The 16939-nt window shown below is 56.9% G+C and carries 16 protein-coding genes; 9 read left to right on the top strand and 7 right to left on the bottom strand.

Annotated features, from left to right (window positions below; genetic code table 11):
* Positions 1 to 35 precede the first annotated feature (35 nt).
* Both ACR0AU_RS01560 and ACR0AU_RS01565 read left to right on the top strand, forming a co-directional pair.
* Complete coding sequence (locus ACR0AU_RS01560) at positions 36 to 881, top strand: HalD/BesD family halogenase (protein ID WP_480795171.1); 846 nt, start codon at positions 36 to 38, stop codon at positions 879 to 881.
* A 42-nt stretch (positions 882 to 923) separates the two neighbouring features.
* Positions 924 to 1310: a bleomycin resistance protein gene (locus ACR0AU_RS01565; RefSeq protein ID WP_255612071.1), complete on the top strand. Its 387-nt coding sequence runs from the start codon at positions 924 to 926 to the stop codon at positions 1308 to 1310.
* Positions 1311 to 1384: 74 nt separating this feature from the next.
* On the opposite strand, the gene ACR0AU_RS01570 is transcribed toward ACR0AU_RS01565, so the two are convergent.
* Positions 1385 to 2032, bottom strand: a complete 648-nt coding sequence (locus ACR0AU_RS01570; RefSeq protein ID WP_480795172.1) for a response regulator transcription factor — start codon at positions 2030 to 2032, stop codon at positions 1385 to 1387.
* Complete coding sequence (locus tag ACR0AU_RS01575) at positions 2032 to 3465, bottom strand: cache domain-containing protein (protein ID WP_170396592.1); 1434 nt, start codon at positions 3463 to 3465, stop codon at positions 2032 to 2034. Before ACR0AU_RS01575 ends, ACR0AU_RS01570 begins: the two co-directional genes overlap by 1 nt.
* Before the next feature lie 246 nt (positions 3466 to 3711).
* On the opposite strand from ACR0AU_RS01575, the gene ACR0AU_RS01580 reads away from it, so the two are divergent.
* The 3 genes from ACR0AU_RS01580 (at position 3712) to ACR0AU_RS01590 (ending at position 8210) form a co-directional block, all read left to right on the top strand.
* On the top strand, positions 3712 to 4794 hold the full coding sequence (locus ACR0AU_RS01580; RefSeq protein ID WP_170396967.1) for a TRAP transporter substrate-binding protein: 1083 nt from the start codon (positions 3712 to 3714) through the stop codon (positions 4792 to 4794).
* A 117-nt stretch (positions 4795 to 4911) separates the two neighbouring features.
* Positions 4912 to 5838 carry a TRAP transporter small permease subunit gene (locus ACR0AU_RS01585; protein ID WP_170598117.1) on the top strand — a complete coding sequence of 309 codons (927 nt, stop codon included), beginning with the start codon at positions 4912 to 4914 and terminating at the stop codon, positions 5836 to 5838.
* Positions 5839 to 5855: 17 nt separating this feature from the next.
* A complete protein-coding gene (locus tag ACR0AU_RS01590; RefSeq protein WP_170396596.1) occupies positions 5856 to 8210 on the top strand; it encodes a TRAP transporter large permease subunit in 2355 nt (784 codons plus the stop codon).
* A gap of 53 nt (positions 8211 to 8263) precedes the next feature.
* Here the strand turns inward: ACR0AU_RS01590 and ACR0AU_RS01595 are convergent, their stop codons facing one another.
* The 5 genes from ACR0AU_RS01595 to ACR0AU_RS01615 all read right to left on the bottom strand — a co-directional run bounded on the left by ACR0AU_RS01595 (position 8264) and on the right by ACR0AU_RS01615 (position 12102).
* Complete coding sequence (locus ACR0AU_RS01595) at positions 8264 to 9622, bottom strand: dicarboxylate/amino acid:cation symporter (RefSeq protein ID WP_480795173.1); 1359 nt, start codon at positions 9620 to 9622, stop codon at positions 8264 to 8266.
* Between the two features lie 244 nt (positions 9623 to 9866).
* Entirely contained in the window at positions 9867 to 10274 is a 408-nt protein-coding gene (locus ACR0AU_RS01600) for a VOC family protein (RefSeq protein ID WP_170396600.1), read from the bottom strand.
* Positions 10275 to 10280: 6 nt separating this feature from the next.
* Positions 10281 to 11105, bottom strand: coding sequence for an arginyltransferase (locus ACR0AU_RS01605; RefSeq protein WP_170396602.1), 825 nt, complete (start codon positions 11103 to 11105; stop codon positions 10281 to 10283).
* A gap of 74 nt (positions 11106 to 11179) precedes the next feature.
* Positions 11180 to 11611, bottom strand: a complete 432-nt coding sequence (locus ACR0AU_RS01610) for an RDD family protein (protein WP_170396604.1) — start codon at positions 11609 to 11611, stop codon at positions 11180 to 11182.
* A 65-nt stretch (positions 11612 to 11676) separates the two neighbouring features.
* Complete coding sequence (locus ACR0AU_RS01615; RefSeq protein ID WP_480795174.1) at positions 11677 to 12102, bottom strand: DUF2852 domain-containing protein; 426 nt, start codon at positions 12100 to 12102, stop codon at positions 11677 to 11679.
* Positions 12103 to 12449: 347 nt separating this feature from the next.
* On the opposite strand from ACR0AU_RS01615, the gene ACR0AU_RS01620 reads away from it, so the two are divergent.
* The 4 genes from ACR0AU_RS01620 to ACR0AU_RS01635 all read left to right on the top strand — a co-directional run bounded on the left by ACR0AU_RS01620 (position 12450) and on the right by ACR0AU_RS01635 (position 16923).
* On the top strand, positions 12450 to 13373 hold the full coding sequence (locus ACR0AU_RS01620) for a hypothetical protein (RefSeq protein WP_480795175.1): 924 nt from the start codon (positions 12450 to 12452) through the stop codon (positions 13371 to 13373).
* A gap of 112 nt (positions 13374 to 13485) precedes the next feature.
* A complete protein-coding gene (locus ACR0AU_RS01625) occupies positions 13486 to 13875 on the top strand; it encodes a DUF4440 domain-containing protein (RefSeq protein WP_480795176.1) in 390 nt (129 codons plus the stop codon).
* Positions 13872 to 16664 (top strand): [protein-PII] uridylyltransferase family protein, encoded by a 2793-nt coding sequence (locus tag ACR0AU_RS01630; RefSeq protein ID WP_480795177.1) that lies wholly within the window; start codon positions 13872 to 13874, stop codon positions 16662 to 16664. Before ACR0AU_RS01625 ends, ACR0AU_RS01630 begins: the two co-directional genes overlap by 4 nt.
* A complete protein-coding gene (locus tag ACR0AU_RS01635; protein WP_170396636.1) occupies positions 16651 to 16923 on the top strand; it encodes a hypothetical protein in 273 nt (90 codons plus the stop codon). The genes ACR0AU_RS01630 and ACR0AU_RS01635 overlap by 14 nt, the downstream gene beginning before the upstream one ends.
* Positions 16924 to 16939: the final 16 nt, after the last annotated feature.

Genomic DNA, 16939 nt, shown 5'->3' on the forward strand with positions numbered 1-16939 from the left:
GCTGGTGAAAACAGCGCTAAATCGGGAGGTCAGACATGCTGCACGATCTTGTGGATCTGGGGCGCTATCCGATCGATCGGCCTGATTCATACGGGTACAGGCAGCTGATCGCGGACCTGAGGCGGGATCTGGAAGTTGATGGATGCGCGGTCCTCCCCGGCTTTGTGCATGAAGATGGCCTAGGGAAACTGATCGCTGAGGCCGATCACGTCGCTCCCAAAGCGCATCGCTCGTTCAATCGCACGAATGCCTATTTTACGCAGGATGATCCCAGTTACGGGATCGGTCATCCAATCCGACGGTTTTATGACCGATCCAACGCCTTTGTTCCGGCTGACAACTTCCCTGTCACAAGCCCGCTGCGGCGTATTTATGAGTATGAAGGTTTCATGCCTTTCATCCGCATGGCTTTGAACGAGCCGGAGGATCGGTTCTTCCGATATGATGACCCGTTGGCGGATGTGATCATCAATGTGGTCGAGAAGGGAGGCGGCTTTCCGTGGCATTTTGACACCAATAATTACACCGTGACGCTGGCAATCCAGAATGGCGAGGAGGGCGGTGCATTCGAATACGCACCCAAACTGCGGACCAGTGAAGACGAGAATTTCAAGGGCGTCGCTGCGATTTTGGATGGCAGCAGGAGGGGTGTACACCAACTGGAACTGCAACCGGGTGACCTGCAGATTTTCAAGGGGCGCTATGCCTTGCACCGGGTTGCGCCGGTCGAAGGACAACGGAAACGCTATGTTGGTATCTTTTCGTTTGTCGAAACCGAAGGCATGTGTGGTGGGGTGGAGCGGACCCGTCAACTCTATGGCCGTGTGCTGCCGCATCATTATGAGCGTGAAGGGTTGCGGGGTGATCAACTGCTTGACTGATATGTGCTAATCTCGGGCCCGAGGTTGGAAAGGGCTGTTTTGATGCAGATATTACAACTTACACCATTTGTCCTATGTTCTTCTTTGGACGCGCAGATTGAGTTCTACACTCAGCGGCTTGGGTTTTCCTGCACATTCAGGCAGGACAATTATGCCTTCTTGCGCCGTGATCCTGTGGCGATCCGATTATTGGAATGTCCACCGCGTCAGGATGGGCGCGCATTGGGGGATGAGCAGTCGTTTTATGTTGACGTCAAAGGAATCGACAGCCTGTTCGAAAGCCTGCGCCCCGGGTTGGAGGAGCTGCCTGAAGGGCGGGTGCGCCCGCCATTCGATCAGCCCTATCAGCAGCGCGAATTTCATGTCCTCGATGAAGATGGGACTTTGGTGTTCTTTGGTGAAGATATCAGTGAACGCGGCAGCGGGTAGTGCTCCCGCCCGACTTCAATGTGCCGTTGGCACATCTCCTTCGGTTGGGCCGGGCAGCGCGTTTCGCGCTGCGGTCATAGCCCGGGGCTGGTGCCCTGCAGGACGCCATGCTCCAGGGCATAGCGGGTCAAGCCGGCGGTGGAGGAGATGCCAAGTTTGCGCTTGATGTTCTTGCGATGCGTCTCAACCGTGCGCACCGAAATGTCCAGCGCCATTGCCACCTCTTTGTTGGATTTACCTTGCGCCAATTCCAGCAGGATTGTCTGTTCCCGGCCGGTCAGCGCCTCGCGCGTGTTGCCGTCCTTGGGCTCCAGCGAGCCGCTGGCCCCGGTACAAAGATACCGCTCGCCCCGCATCACGGCATCGATGGCTTGCTTGATCTCTTCGGTGGGAACGTCCTTGAGGATATAGCCTTTGGCGCCGTGGCTGAGCGCGGTTGAGATGTATTCGGGACTGTCATGCATCGACAGGATCAGAACGCGGGTTTTGGGCAGGCGCTCTAAAATGATCTCGGTGGCGTTCAACCCGCTCAAGCCGGGCATATTGAGATCCATCAGGATCACGTCCGGCTGCAGGTGGGTTGCTCGATCGACAGCTTCTTGTCCGTTGGAAAGTGTGCCGACAACTTCGATCTCATCATAGCTTTCCAGCAGAGACTGAATGCCTTCGGCGACCATGGGGTGATCGTCGACAATAAGGACCCGGATGATTGAGTCGGACATCAGATACCGGCCTTTCGTTTTGGCGTTGGGTCTTCCTGCGGTGGCAGCATATGACTGAGCGGCAAGCTGACCTCAATCACGGTGCCGCTGCGCCCGCCGCGCGATGAGAGGATGCGTAGAGTGCCGTCAAGCTGTTCGATCCGTTCCTGCATGTTGCGTAGCCCGATTCCGGTGCTGACATGACCTGGCTCGTTCCGCAACCCGCGACCATTGTCCGTAATCCGCATCGTGGCGCCTTTCTTATGACCCCGCAGGTCAATGGTAACACGGGTTGCTCCCGAGTGGCGCTCGATATTGGTCAGGGCTTCCTGCGCAATACGGTAGAGGGCAATCTTGCTGTCTTGATCCAATCGGTTTCGGAACACCACGGTTGAGAAATCGGTTTCAATACCCGTGCGTTCACTGAAATCGTCGGTCAAAGCCTTGAGCGCTGGCCCAAGCCCCAGATCATCCAGAACACCCGGACGCAGGTCGCGGCTGATGCGGCGAACCTCGGTGATGGCGGTGGCCAGATTGTCGATACCTGTTTGCAATGGTTCCTGCGCCGACTCGTCATCCCCGCGGATCAGACGTCGTCGGGCGTTGTCCAGTGCATAGCGTACGCCAACCAGAATCTGGCTGATGCCGTCATGCAATTCGCGGGCGACGCGCCCGCGCTCTTCTTCCTGAGCGTCCAGTACCCGCTGTGTCAGTTCCTTAAGCTTGGCATCAGCCAGCCGCCGTTCGCGGAAGTTCAGCAACATGCCCGAGGCAAAGACGATTAGAACAGCGGCCAGAACAATGCCTCCGATATAAAGGAAGGTGCGCTGCACGCGCGCCTCAACCTCAGCCCGGGCATTGGCGACGGTGGCGACGATGTCATCGATGAACACACCCGTGCCCACCACCCAGCGCCAGTCCTGCAGGCCAACAACATAGGCGATCATCTGAGCCTCTTCACCGGTCGATGGTTTTTGCCACATAAAGCTGTGCCAGCCTGCGCCCTGCCGGGCGAGCGTGATGAACTCATCCACAATCGGGGTGCCATCGCTGTCGGTCAGATCGGCCCAGTTGCGATTGATGAATTCAGTCTGGCGCGGGCTGACGAGGTTGTTGCCGTCATAGTCATAGACAAAGAAGAACCCGTCCTTGCCGTAAATCATCGCCGACAGAATCTGGGTCACGAGGTTTTTTGCGATTTCGTCATCCGGGGAGGCGCGACCGTAAATATAGGCAAACCCGTTCCGCGCCTGGGTCACGTAATTACGCAGCTCTTCTTTTTTGGCTTCGATCAGGCGGCGCTCGAGGGCCTGTATCTCACTCTCGGCAGTCGCGCGCGATTCATAAGCGACCACCATTGCAATGGCCGCAACCGCTGCGATCAGCGGGATTGCGGCAACCAGCGACAGTTTTTGCGCATAGGTTAGCGAGATTAGGTTCCGGATTCCTCCCATGTTCGAATCGATACGCAAGCTGCCGGCAAATTGCAAAAAATTTGGAAGAACACAGTGCTCGGCCACAGTGATTTGGGCGCGAGCGGGTAAAATCAACCGGATTTGTGCTTTTGAATGTGGAAAAACCCGACTGGCTACGTAGTAGTAGGTATTCACATTCATGTGTGTGGAACTAGGCTAACGCGCACTAGAAACGATCGACCCGGCATCACCCGGGGAATGAATATGAAGGGGAGGATCACTCATATGGATCGTCGTAAGTTTCTGAAAACATCAGCACTGGGCGGCTCGGCCGCTGCAGCCACCACGCTGGCAGCGCCCGCCTATGCGCAAGGCAAGCGCACGCTGACTATGGTCACCTCGTGGGGCCGTGGCCTCGCAGGTGTGTTCGACAGCGCGCAGCGTTGCGCCGACAGCATTACCACAATGTCGGATGGCGACCTGAACGTTGAAATCAAAGCCGCTGGTGAACTGGTTGGTGCCTTTGAGGTGTTTGACGCGGTATCGTCCGGACAGGCCGATATGTACCACGCGGCAGACTACTACTTTGTGGGTCAGCACCCGGGCTATGCGTTCTTCACCGCTGTTCCGTTCGGCATGACCGCGCAGGAACTGGTGAACTGGTACTACCATGCCGGCGGCATGGAGCTGCATGATGAGCTGGGCGAAATCTTCGGCCTGAAATCCTTCCTGGCCGGTAACACTGGCGCGCAGGCAGGTGGCTGGTACTCGAAAGAGATCAACAGCCCCGAAGACTTTAACGGCCTGAAATTCCGCATGCCGGGTCTGGGTGGCAAGGCGCTGGGCAAACTGGGCGCATCCGTTCAGAACATTCCGGGTTCGGAAGTGTATCAGGCGCTGTCGTCCGGTGCTATTGACGGAACCGAGTGGATCGGTCCCTGGGCTGATGAAAAAGCGGGCTTCCAGGAAATCACCAAAACCTACTACACCGCGGGCTTCCATGAGCCGGGTGCGGGTCTGTCTCTGGCCACCAATCGCGAGGTTTATGACAGCCTGTCCGCCGCGCAGCAGAAGATCATCGAGATCGCAGCTGCCGAGTGCCACCAGTGGAACCTGGCACAATTCCTGGCCAACAACGGTGCAGCGCTGCAGCGTCTGCAGGCCGGTGGTGTTAAGGTCATGGAATTCCCGGACAGCGTTTGGGACGCGTTTGGCGCAGCCAGCCAAGAAGTTCTGGATGAAAACATGGGTGATGAGCTGTTCAAGCGCATTCACGACAGCGCCATGGAGTCGATGGCAGCATCGTCGGCATGGAACAACCTGTCGTCGGGTGTCTACACCTCGCAGCGTGACCGCGTACGCGGCTAAGCAATCCGCTCAATGCAATCGGTTCCCCCGTCAGCGGGGGAGCCTTTCCTGTTGCACATAAGCGGCCCGGACATGCCGTCATAACCAAACGTGCAACCGATGCGACCTGGGGACAACATGCAGGACGAAAACGGTATCTCGTTCTTCGGCGCCCTGTGGAATGGACTGGTCTGGTTCATTCAGAACATTGCCGAAGCCTTCTATAATTTCGGATACGCCATCACGCATCCGCAGCTCTGGCTGGACTGGTCGAACAAAGAAGCAATCATGCGCTTTGTTTATTATGGCGGGTCTGTCGAGTTCTTCTTCGTGATCTTCGCGCTGTTTCTGGTGCTGACGGCCATTGGTCTTTACTATCGGAACTTCATGTGGGGAATGGTGCGCGGGCTCGAGGGCTTCGCCAATACCACTGGCCGCTTCTTTGCGTGGGCGGGATTGCTGATGGTAATTCAGCAGATCGTTATCGTATTCATGCAGCGGGTGTTCACACGGCCGGATATGTCCTTTGGGCTGGGTATACCTTTTCAAATGGATATCAGTTGGTTCGCCGAAGAACTTAAACTCTACAACGCCATGGTTGTCTGCCTCTGCTGCACTTATACATTCGTGCAGGGCGGCCATGTGCGCGTTGACCTGATCTATGCGGGCATCAGTCACAAGGCCAAACGCGTCGTTGATATGTGCGGGGCGGTTCTGTTCATGATGCCCATGGCCGTTCTGACCTGGATGTATGGATGGTACTTCATGTGGCGGCACCTGATCGTGCCGAAACCCTCGGCCAGTGACACGCTGGATAGGCTTGTGGCCAAGTCCCGAGCGCTGCGTTGGAACGTGGAAACCATCGGGTTTAGTCCTAACGGGTTCAACGCCTACTTCCTGTTCAAAATCCTGCTGGTGGTCTTTGCCGCCATGGTGTTCCTGCACGCGATTGCGTTCCTGTATCGCTCGTATCTGGAATACGTGGAAGGGCCGGAAAGTGAAGGAAAATACCTCGACAAGGACAGCCTTGGCGAGGGTGAAGAAGCCTACGAAGGCGCGCATTAGGGACGGAGAACCAGACAATGCTATTCGGACTTGATGGCGTCGAGATAGGCCTCATTATCGTATTTTTCTGCCTCTTCGGAGGCATTCTTTCGGGTTTCCCCGTGGCCTTTGCCATCGGTGGGGCCGGGGTGATTTCGTTCGGGATTATCGCTGCATTGGATAGTGCCGGACTGTTGATCCACCAGGCGATCGACACCGGCTCGCAAGCCTACCGCGACGTGGTGAATTCTGGCGTCAAACCTGACGTGATATCCGTGTTCCGATACCCGGATTTGCCAAGGATCGCCGAGCCGGTCTTTGTACAAGGCTGGGAAACCGCGCTGGACCGGAATGTTTCCTTCATCGTGAACCGCATGAACGAACGTGTTCTGGCCGGGCAGTCGATCGAGACGCTGCTGGCGGTGCTGATGTTCGTTCTGATGGGCATCACGCTGGAGCGTTCAAAAATTGCAAACGACCTGCTGACCACGATGGCGCGCGTCTTTGGCCCGCTGCCCGGTGGCCTTGCGGTCTCGATTGTGGTCGTGGGCGCGTTCCTTGCTGCCTCGACCGGAATCGTCGGCGCGACCGTTGTTACCATGGGACTGTTGGCCCTGCCGACCATGCTGCGGAACAACTATTCGCCGGAATTGGCGACAGGTGTGATCGCGGCCTCGGGTACGTTGGGGCAGATCATTCCACCCTCCATCGTGATCGTTCTGCTAGGTACACTGGCTGGTGACCTCTATTCGACCGCGCAGGAAACACGCGCGGTTGAGGCCGGGTGCACCGACGCGCTGACCTATCTGGGCGAACCTGCAGTTGTTTCGGTGGGTACACTGTTCCAGGCGGCGCTGCTGCCTGGGATCATGTTGGCGCTGCTCTATGCGCTCTATGCCTTTGGCTATGCGCTGTTGAACCCGGAAAAGGCCCCGGCTGTTGAATTGTCGGGAGGCTCGGGTGAAACCATCACGCGCTCGGAAGGGCTGACCTGGCTGCTGGGCGCTCCGGTTGCTCTGATTGTTGGCGCGGTGCTTCTGGGAAGCGCGGGTGTGATTGGCAGCCAGAACATCTCGGTCTCGGCATTTACGGATATCGGGCAGGGCGCCTCGCTGCGCACGAACGTGTCCGAAGAGTGTAAGGCTTCGATGATCGAACTGCATGGGCAATCAGCCTGGGATCAGGCCGTGGCCGAGCAGGAAGCGATTGACGAAGCAGGTGGTTCGTCCGAAGCGCAGCGTCTGAGCGAAGAGGAACTGGCTGCTGCGCAAGAGGCCAAGATCGCCGCTGCAGCGCCAATTGGCAACGGTGTCGCCGTGATTGTGGTACTGCTGGGTCTGACACTGGTGCTGGGTCGCGGAATCGCACCGTCGCAAGCGCCGCAGCCTCTGATCGTCGGAGCGATTGGCCTGTTGCTGATGCTGTTGGTCGACGTGTTGCTGATCGCGCCAACGACTTCGTCCGGGGCTACGTTCCTGATACTCGCCATACCTTTTGCGCTCGCAATGCATGGGTGCAAAGAAGCTGCCGCCCGTTGCGCGACCAATGATCTGATCCGTGTGGTCTTCCCACCGCTGGTGCTGATCATCGCGGTGTTGGGTTCGATTCTTGGCGGTGTCACCAACCCTACGCCGGCTGCGGCACTGGGGGCGGGTGGAGCGATCATGCTAGCGGCCTATCGGAAACTTCAGGATCAGAACCGGTCGGGCAAAGTGATCATCTGGTCAACCTTCGCAGTGATCATCGCACTGGTGATGGGGGTGAACTTCGATCTGCGCATCAATCAGGGCAATGTTTCGGTTGAAAGCTGGATAGCGTTCATCATCGCCTATTCGGCCTACCTCTATGCGCTGTTCGGCTTGATCTACGGCTGCTGGGTGCTGTTCTCAAGCGGGGTTCTGACACCGGTGGTGCGTGAGACAGCTAAGGTGACGTCGATGGTCTTCACCATCCTGATCGGATCGCAACTGCTGAACCTGGTGGTGATTTCGTTTGGTGGAGAGCACTATATCCAGCAGTTCCTGCGCAGCTTTGATAATGAATTCACGGTCTTCCTGATCGTGATGCTGGTGCTGTTCATTCTTGGCTTTGTGCTGGATTTCCTTGAGATCATCTATATCGTGATCCCGATCGTGGGCCCCGTGATCTATGGCGGATCGTTTGATCCGAAATGGGTGACCATCATGGTAGCGGTGAACCTGCAGACCTCGTTCCTGACGCCTCCGTTCGGATTTGCGCTGTTCTATCTCAGGGGTGTTGCGCCGAAAGAGGTCACCACTGGCCACATCTATCGCGGCATCATACCGTTCGTGATCATTCAGGTTGTGGGCATCGCAATCCTGTGGTTCTTCCCGTCGATTGTAACCATCGTTCCTGACCTGATCCCGAACTGATCTGTCGCTTAGACTGACGAATACGGAGGCCCATTAGGGCCTCCGTTTGTTTTTCAGGAATTCGGCTGTGGGTGTGTCAGCCTTTCGAACTCCGCTTCAGTGGCATGATCGATTGCAAGGTCTGTGGTCTCGACAAGTCCGGCATTGGGATTGTCGAACGTGGCCTTGTCCAGCTTGCCGACCGTTTGCCCGACAATGGTGGTCACCACCGCATCGCCAGTGACATTCACAACCGTCCGCATCATATCGAGGATCCGGTCGACGGCCAGAATGATGCCGATGCCTTCCAGCGGCATACCCAACTGGTTCAGAACCATCGCCAGCATCACTATCCCCACACCGGGCACACCTGCCGTGCCGATTGAGGCCAGAACCGAGATTGAAATCACGGTCAGATAACCGCTTAGCCCCAGATCAATGCCATAGGCATTAGCCAGAAAAACGGTCGCCACTCCATGCATGATTGCGGTGCCATCCATGTTGATCGTCGCCCCTAGGGGAATACCGAACGACGCCACGGAACGGTCAACGCCGACTCTCTGAGTCACGCATTGTAAGCTGGCCGGAATTGTCGCGTTCGAGCTTGAGGTCGAGAACGCAAACACCTGCGCCGAGCGCATCTTGCGCAGGAATACCCGAGGGCTCAGCCCGGTCGTAAAATACAGCAGCGCCATCAACGTGACACACAGATGGAATACCAGCGTCAGGCTGATCGTGGTCAGATAGCCGATCACCGGTCCGAATAAGCCAAAGCCCTCCATCGCAAAGGTTTTGGTAATCAGGCTGAAGACGCCGATGGGGGCGAAGGCCATGACGATATTGACGATCTTCATCGCCAGTTCATTCATGAACTCGCAGCCTTCCACAAAGGCCTTGGCGCGGCTGCCCATCATTAGCACTGCAATACCAACGACCATTACGTAGAAGATGATCTGCAGCATCTCACCATTGGCCAACGCGTTGATCGGGTTCTTGGGAATGATGTTTGCCAGTATTTCCCAAGTGGTCTGTGGGTTGGCGACGCTTACGCTGTCACCGGCCAGATGCAGGCTCGTGAATCCTGTGCCCGGCCCAATGAGGCCCGCAAAGATCAAGGCAGTTGTCACGGCCAAGGCGGTGGTGGCCAGATAGGTAACGAAGGTCAGCCCTCCGACACGGCCCAGCAATTTGACATCGCCAATGCCGACAACGCCGCACAGCAGTGAGAATACAACCAGCGGCACAACAAGCATCTGAAGTGCATTAAGGAACATTTGCCCAAACATGGACAGCACACCCTGCACAAGTGTTGCGTTGAGCGCAGCGATATCGAGATAGTTCAAGACCAGACCAAAGATCGAGCCCAAGGCGAGCGCGACCAGGATCTGGGTCGTCAGCGTGGCCGAAACCAGTCGGCGTGCGGCATATGTCATTTTCCCCCTCCTTCAGAACCTCTGCGACAGGGTGGGAGGCCTGCCGTAGCGACAATAAAGCCAGCCCGGTCAGCGTCTGATTGAGCTACGGGTTTCAGGTTTGGGCTGGACGTTTAGAAGTGCGGCTAATTTGGTGACCTTGCGTCAACTTTCAATCACACGGGCGGGGGAAGGTCGATTAAGATTGCTTAACAATTGGGCGCAGCATGGCGGAAGGTAGTTTAACGTGATGAAAAAAATGTATTTATTTTGTCGATACAGGTGCTGAAAATTCGATCAAATCCCAACGATTTCCGAAAGGATCCCGCCAGACGGCGACAATTCCATAGGGTTCATGGCGCGGGCGCTCTTCAAACCCTACGCCTGCTTCCAGCATCGCCGCGTGATCGCGGTAGAAATCATCTGTTTCGAGGAAAAAGCCAACGCGCCCACCGGTTTGATTGCCGACCGATGCGATCTGTTCCGCGCCCACCGCCTTGGCCAGCAACAACGAAGCACCATCCGAGCCCGGAGGCGTGATCCGCACCCAGCGTTTACCATCGCCCAGATCAATATCCTGCGTCAGAGTAAAGCACAGCACTTTGGTGTAGAACGCGATCGCTGCGTCATAATCCGGGACGACCAGCGTCACCGCATGAAGGCTCTGACGCATGATAGATTAACCTTTGGTGGGGTGGCGGTCAGGCAGTTGGATGTTGGCCACCTGCTCGGCAATCGGGGCCGACGAAAGGGGGTGGTGGGCCGTATGGTCACACTGCTCGGGATTTTTAATTCGCTGCCATTCACCCTGCATATAGACCTGCAAGCCCGCGAATTTGGCCTTGTACCCCATCTTGGGGCTGCCGGGCACCCAATAGCCCAGATAAATATAGGGCAACCCAGCCTCGCGCGCGATCTCGATATGGTCGAGAATCATGTAAGTGCCCAGCGAGCTTTGCTGGAACTCTGGATCGTAGAATGAGTAAACCATGCTCAGCCCGTCATCCAGTACATCGGTCAAACTGACGGCGATCAGCTCGCCGGTTTCGGGATCGGCATATTCTACGACTCGGCTGCGGATCGGGGTTTCCTCGATCATCGCGGCGAATTCGAAGACATCCATATCGGCCATGCCGCCATCCGCATGGCGCGCGTCCAGATACCGACGGAACAGGTCGAACTGTTCATCCGTTGCCCAGGGCGATGTTGCACGTCGGATCAAGTAGGAATTGCGCTTGTGGGCCCGTTTTTGGCTTTTGCTTGGCTGAAAGGCTGACACATCGATACGGGCAGACAGACAGGCGGCGCAGTCGGTGCAGGACGGGCGATACAAAACGTTCTGCGAGCGGCGAAATCCTTGTTGTGAAAGGCAATTGTTCAATTGATCCGCACCTTCCCCCTGTAGGGCGGTGAACAGTTTGCGCTCCATCCTGCCCTCAAGGTAAGGGCAGGGCTGGGGTGCCGTCACATAGAATTGTGGCGCAATTGGCAGCGTGTGTCGCATGAAGGTCCCGCATTTCCTCGGAACCGATGATAGCAACGGTTTTTGACGCAGCCAAGTGTTTCACTCAGGTGTTTTTAGGCGCGCTGGTTGATCATCACGGTGCCGAGGAAGGCATCGGTCAGGCCCTGACAGCGGGCGCTGGTCATCATCATGATGACCGAAATGATCTGTAGTACCGGGATCGCCATGCTGACAAAGTAACCTGCCGTATGTGCAATGGCTTTCCCCGTATCCATTCGGGCGCCAAAGGCGTCACGCAACTCTATCCCCATGAAGCGCATCCCCAGCGTGGCCGAGCCGTTGGCGATGGTAACAACGCGATAGACAAAGCTGATGACTGCGTAGATTAGCGCCAATATGAAGAAGCCCATGCCAAAGGTCAGCAGAATCGCAACCGTGCAGAGCAATGAGATGAATGCGATGTCGAACAGCCATGCGAAGAAACGCTTGGTCGCCACGGATTGATAGAATTCGGGTTGGCTGTCGGGATCAGGCAGATGAGACATGTATTATGGTCCGTGTCTTTTGCGGAAACACCCTGTCCCGAGGGGAGGGACAGGGCAAGCTGCGTTTAGGCGGGTTGTTCGCCATTTTCTCTGTCGTCACGATTATCGCGGGCGCGTTCATCCATGAACTCGTCGAACTCGGCCTTGTCCTTGGCTTCACGCAGGCGGTGCAGGAACGCCTCAAAGTCTTTCTGTTCACGCTCCAAACGCGCCAGTGTGTCGGCCTTGTAGGCGTCAAACGCGCTGTTGCCCGAAGGTTTCATGGCGCTCATGTGGCTGTTCCACGACGAACGGCGGCTGCAGGATTTGCTGAACATGCGTTTGCTCCAGATCATATAGGCAAGAAAGGCCAGGCCGATGGGCCAGAAGAAGATAAAGCCAAGGACCATTGCGGCGATCCAGGCGCCTTTGCCCTTGCTATCAAGCCAGGCTTCGCTTCGGTGCAGCCATCCCGGATTTTGGGGAACGGCGTGGTCGGACAATGCGGTCATGTGCTTTCTCCAGTTAGGATGTAAATGCTTTTCACATTACCAAGATGGGAGGTGGGGTAGGTGGTTGCAAGGGGGTATGTGAAAAAGATTTACATTTTTCCGAATCCAGCGTCTGACCGGGTGGATCAATCAGCGGGTTAAGGCGGATTTGCGTCTCAGTATTTCAGGCCGAGCGACGCAGCCCATCGATTAAACGTTTCATTAAGAAGGCTTAATAATCAAACGCTTCCATAGGGTTTGCACAATGGCTGCATACATAGTTTTCCGAGGAGTAATCAAGGGAGGTCGCTGAAATGAATGTTGTGAACACAACTCATTGGCCGTTCGGGTCAGAGGAGAGTTTCATCTTGTCGACCGAACCAGGCCCAGCTTCGCAAGGCGGCGTATCTAGTTCGATTGATCAAGTCGATTTGCCTTTTTTGAACCTCGATCCCCATGATCTCGAAGGGAAAGAAGATCTGCCGGATATCGAATTGCGCGGGTTTTGGGACGGGGTGATCGACAGCACGGTCAGCGCGTATCAAGGTGCTGGGTCTCACGAGGTTGAGTTCAATCTTTCGATGGTGAACCACGAGATCGCGACACGCGGAAGCGCCACGCTCATTTCCGAGCTGTACCATACACAGCAATTCGCGCTTGAAACCATAAGCATGAATGGAACTGACATACCTGTTTCTTATGAGGCCCGGTCAGCCTTTGGATTTGAGGGCGTTCACATTAGTCAGGCAGCACAGTTTCAGCATCTGTCTATAGCCAGCGAACAGGGGGAGATGTTCGATGTGCATGGGTTCGATACAAATGGCGATCTGGTTTTGGCGTCGTACGGCTATTACGAGGTCGTCGAGATCGCAGGCAAGCTTCACCAAAACGGTATTTCTGATTTTGCACTTAGTTTCGAGGTGTCGTTCGAGCTCGAAATGAATGAGACCGGTCTTTATGAAGTATTTGCTGCGGTCTCGTTCGATGGCCAAATTGACTTTAACGACGGAATGTCGCGCTACTTTGAGTTTGAAGAGGATATGTATTTCCCAGCTCGCGATCTGGGGAGTGTGGAATTTGGCCCTTTGCCAGATGGCTTGTTCCAACAACTGGCGATGTTTCAGACTCATATGGGTGACGCCTGGGACGAGTTGGTGAGTTTGAACGATCAGCTTGAGGCGGTGTTTCTGCAGCTTCGTGAAGACGAGCACTATGATGAGTGGGATTTAGCCGGGCAGGGGATTGAAAATCCGTTCACTTTCGATTTGCCGCCAGTGGATCAGTGGCTATAACGATTTGGACATTCGGCCCTTTCTGCTGTTCAATCGGACAGGGCTAAGCCAACTCTGTCCGATCATGTGCGCTGGCCGCATCTGATTTTCGGCCGTCACAAGTCATAGGCAAATGGAAGATATTGAAAACACCAGCCCACCGTCACTCGATCAGATCCTCTCGCTGGAGAAACAGGTATGGACTGCGCTGGTTGAAGGCAATGCACAGGCCGACCGGGCGCTGCTGAGCCCCGATTTTCTGGGCGTGTATCCAACGGGTTTTGCCAATCGCGACGATCATGTTGGCCAGTTCGCCGATGCGCCTACGATGGCGCAATATGAACTCAGCGATACCAGGTTGCGCGTCTTATCGGCGGAGGTGGTTTTGCTCTCATACAGGGCAGATTATCTGCGTCCCGAAGCACAGGAATGGGAGGCGATGCTGATCTCATCCCTATGGGAGCGGCGTCACGACGTCTGGATCAACAGTTTCAGCCAGGACACACCACTGGAACGGTCATGAGCCAGCCTCTTGTTATCAACCGCTTGCCGCGCGCTTTTCATACCGATCTGGGTGACGAAACACGCGCGGCGCTGCCCGATTTGACTGCCGAGCAGGGGGAGTTGATCGCGGGAACTGCGGGCTCTAGCCCCTACCTGAAAGGGTTGATTGACCAAGAAAGGAACTGGTTGCCACACGCGATGCAGCAACCGGAGCAGGCATTGTCGGAAGTGATGGACGCGGCGCGCGCGCTGCCGTCGGATCAGTTGAAACCCGGTTTGCGGCAAGCGAAGAGGCGCATGGCCTTGCTGACGGCGCTGGCCGATCTGGCGGGTGCGTGGCCGTTGGAAAAGGTAACTGCTGCGCTGACTGACTTTGGCGCTTTGGCCGTAGATGTGGCAGCGAAGGCCGAAATTGCTGCGCTGATCCGGCGCGGCAAGCTGCCGGGTATGACCGAGAATGATGTCGAAACCGCAGCTGGTATGGTCATTCTGGCGATGGGCAAAATGGGCGCATATGAGCTGAATTATAGCTCGGATATCGATCTGATCGTGCTGTTCGACGAAACCCGTTTCGATCCCGATGATTTCTATGAAGCCCGTCAGGGAATGGTGCGCGCCACGCGGAATTTCTGTGCCACGCTCAGCGACAAGACGGCGGATGGGTATGTATTCCGCACCGATCTGCGACTGCGCCCGGACCCGGCAGTCACACCCGTGTGTCTGGCGATGGAAGCGGCTGAGCGCTACTATGAAAGCCTTGGGCGCACGTGGGAACGCGCGGCCTATATCAAGGCACGCCCCTGCGCCGGGGACATCGCGGCAGGTCAGAGATTCCTTGATGCATTGCGCCCGTTCGTCTGGCGGCGGCATCTGGATTTTGCCGCCATTCAAGACGCCCATGACATGCGCTTGCGCATTCGCGAGAACAAGGGAACGGGCGGAAGTCTCTCGATTCCCGGCCACGATATGAAGCTGGGGCAGGGCGGTATTCGAGAGATCGAGTTTTTTACTCAGACCCGTCAATTGATCGCGGGCGGACGTGATCCCGACCTTCGCGTCCGGGGTACCGTTCCCGGTCTGGCGGCGTTGGCGTCGAAGGGCTGGGTGCCCGAAGACGTCGCAGAGAAACTGACTGACCACTACCGCGCCCACCGCGAGGTCGAGCATCGCATCCAGATGGTGCACGACGCACAGACCCATAAGGTGCCAAATTCAGAGGACGGTTTCGAACGGGTCGCGTGCCTGATGGGGATCAGCAGCGCCGAATTGACCGCCGAACTGACCCGCCGCCTGACCGAAGTGCACGAACTGACCGAAGGGTTCTTCGCCCCTGGACCAGGCGCGGCACCCGTGCCGCTTCAGGAGGTTGAGTTTGACAAGGGTGTGCTGGCCCGCTGGCCGACTTATCCGGCGCTTCGATCGCAGCGTGGTGCACGGATATTCGAGCGGCTCAGGCCGGAACTTCTGGCGCGATTGGCAAAAACTGCGAAACCCGACGAAGCGCTATTGGCACTGGATGGTTTTCTGGCGGGATTACCCGCCGGAGTGCAGCTGTTTTCCCTGTTCGAGGCGAACCCGCATCTGATCGATCTGCTGGTCGATATCGTTGGAACGTCACATGCGCTCGCCACCCATCTGTCGCGCAACGCCTCGGTTTTTGATGCGGTGATTGGTGGCAGTTTCTTCAGCGATTGGCCCGGGCAGGCGACCTTGCAGTCGGACTTGACGCAGGCCTTGGCAGAGGAAAGCGACTATGAAACACAGCTCGATTTCGCACGTCGCTGGTGCAAGGAGTGGCACTTTCGCATCGGTGTGCATCATCTGCGCGGACTGATCGATGGGGCGCAGGCCGGGCAGCAATATGCCGAACTGGCGCAGGCCGTGATTGCGGCGGTTCTGCCCTGCGTTGTCGACCAGTTCTCCAAAAAGCATGGACCGGTGCCGGGGCGCGGCGCTGCGGTTTTGGGCATGGGGTCACTTGGGGCAGGGCGCATCAACTCGCAATCCGATCTGGACATGATCGTCATTTATGACCCGCAGGATCAGGATATGTCCGACGGTCCTCGCCCGCTGGCGACGCGGACGTATTATGCTCGGTTCACCCAGGCACTGATCACGGCGCTCAGCGCGCCAATGTCGCAGGGACGGCTTTATGAGGTCGACATGCGTCTGCGCCCGTCGGGCAATCAGGGGCCGGTGGCCACAAGCTGGGCCAGCTTCACCAACTATCAGCAGAATGAGGCCTGGGTGTGGGAACACCTTGCTTTGACTCGCGCCCATGTCGTCGCAGGCGACGCCGGTCTGGCCGAGGATATCGAAAACTTCCGCGCTGATTTCCTGTCGCAACCGCGCGACCGTGACAAAGTGCTGAAAGAAGTGGCCGAGATGCGCGAAAGGCTGGCCGGCGCAAAAGCGCCAGCGGGCGTTTGGGACGCAAAGAATGGGCCGGGTCGCATGATGGATATCGAACTGATGGCAGAGACGGGCGCATTGCTGGCCGGATTGCCCCAGCGCGATGTACACTCGGGTCTGGACGGGGCGGTCGCTGTCGGGCTGCTGGATGTCGCGCAGGCGCAAACCCTGAAGGGTTGTTACGATTTATGCTGGTCGGTGCAATGTGCGGCGCGTCTGCTGTCGGGAAAGGTGATCGAGGCCGACAAGATCGGTGAAGGCGGTACGGCCTTTCTGTGTCGGGCGACCGGGTTCGATCAGGTCGAACAGCTGCAATCCGCGTTGCAAGACAATTACAGCACTGCGGCCTCGTTGATTGGCGCAGTTGTCGGAAGGGTTGAAGATGGCACGCAGTGATGATCCGAATGACCACAAAGGCCTGATCCGCGAGGCGTATCGCATTGAAGGCATCACCTTGCCCGAGTGTCGCAGCATCTTTCTGGATTGGGCGCTGAGCCTGCCCGGAGAGCTTGATCAAAATCAGGCCTTGACCAACCTACACGCAGTCTATTCGGAACAGGCTGCTGATCATCCGATGACGCAGGTCCTGACCGAGGGTTTGCAGGCGGCCCAAGCCCCCAAGCGTCGTGGCGGCTGGCGCAAGCGCAACCGTTAACGGGGCTTTCACCCCC

The sequence above is a fragment of the Ruegeria sp. CG1 genome (genome assembly GCF_056537265.1).

Excerpts from the sequence above, each read along its gene's own strand:
- ACR0AU_RS01560 (WP_480795171.1), top strand. The coding sequence starts at position 36 with ATGCTGCACGATCTTGTGGATCTGGGGCGCTATCCGATCGATCGGCCT.
- ACR0AU_RS01565 (WP_255612071.1), top strand. The coding sequence starts at position 924 with ATGCAGATATTACAACTTACACCATTTGTCCTATGTTCTTCTTTGGAC.
- ACR0AU_RS01570 (WP_480795172.1), bottom strand. The coding sequence starts at position 2,032 with ATGTCCGACTCAATCATCCGGGTCCTTATTGTCGACGATCACCCCATG.
- ACR0AU_RS01575 (WP_170396592.1), bottom strand. The coding sequence starts at position 3,465 with ATGGGAGGAATCCGGAACCTAATCTCGCTAACCTATGCGCAAAAACTG.
- ACR0AU_RS01580 (WP_170396967.1), top strand. The coding sequence starts at position 3,712 with ATGGATCGTCGTAAGTTTCTGAAAACATCAGCACTGGGCGGCTCGGCC.
- ACR0AU_RS01585 (WP_170598117.1), top strand. The coding sequence starts at position 4,912 with ATGCAGGACGAAAACGGTATCTCGTTCTTCGGCGCCCTGTGGAATGGA.
- ACR0AU_RS01590 (WP_170396596.1), top strand. The coding sequence starts at position 5,856 with ATGCTATTCGGACTTGATGGCGTCGAGATAGGCCTCATTATCGTATTT.
- ACR0AU_RS01595 (WP_480795173.1), bottom strand. The coding sequence starts at position 9,622 with ATGACATATGCCGCACGCCGACTGGTTTCGGCCACGCTGACGACCCAG.
- ACR0AU_RS01600 (WP_170396600.1), bottom strand. The coding sequence starts at position 10,274 with ATGCGTCAGAGCCTTCATGCGGTGACGCTGGTCGTCCCGGATTATGAC.
- ACR0AU_RS01605 (WP_170396602.1), bottom strand. The coding sequence starts at position 11,105 with ATGCGACACACGCTGCCAATTGCGCCACAATTCTATGTGACGGCACCC.
- ACR0AU_RS01610 (WP_170396604.1), bottom strand. The coding sequence starts at position 11,611 with ATGTCTCATCTGCCTGATCCCGACAGCCAACCCGAATTCTATCAATCC.
- ACR0AU_RS01615 (WP_480795174.1), bottom strand. The coding sequence starts at position 12,102 with ATGACCGCATTGTCCGACCACGCCGTTCCCCAAAATCCGGGATGGCTG.
- ACR0AU_RS01625 (WP_480795176.1), top strand. The coding sequence starts at position 13,486 with ATGGAAGATATTGAAAACACCAGCCCACCGTCACTCGATCAGATCCTC.
- ACR0AU_RS01630 (WP_480795177.1), top strand. The coding sequence starts at position 13,872 with ATGAGCCAGCCTCTTGTTATCAACCGCTTGCCGCGCGCTTTTCATACC.
- ACR0AU_RS01635 (WP_170396636.1), top strand. The coding sequence starts at position 16,651 with ATGGCACGCAGTGATGATCCGAATGACCACAAAGGCCTGATCCGCGAG.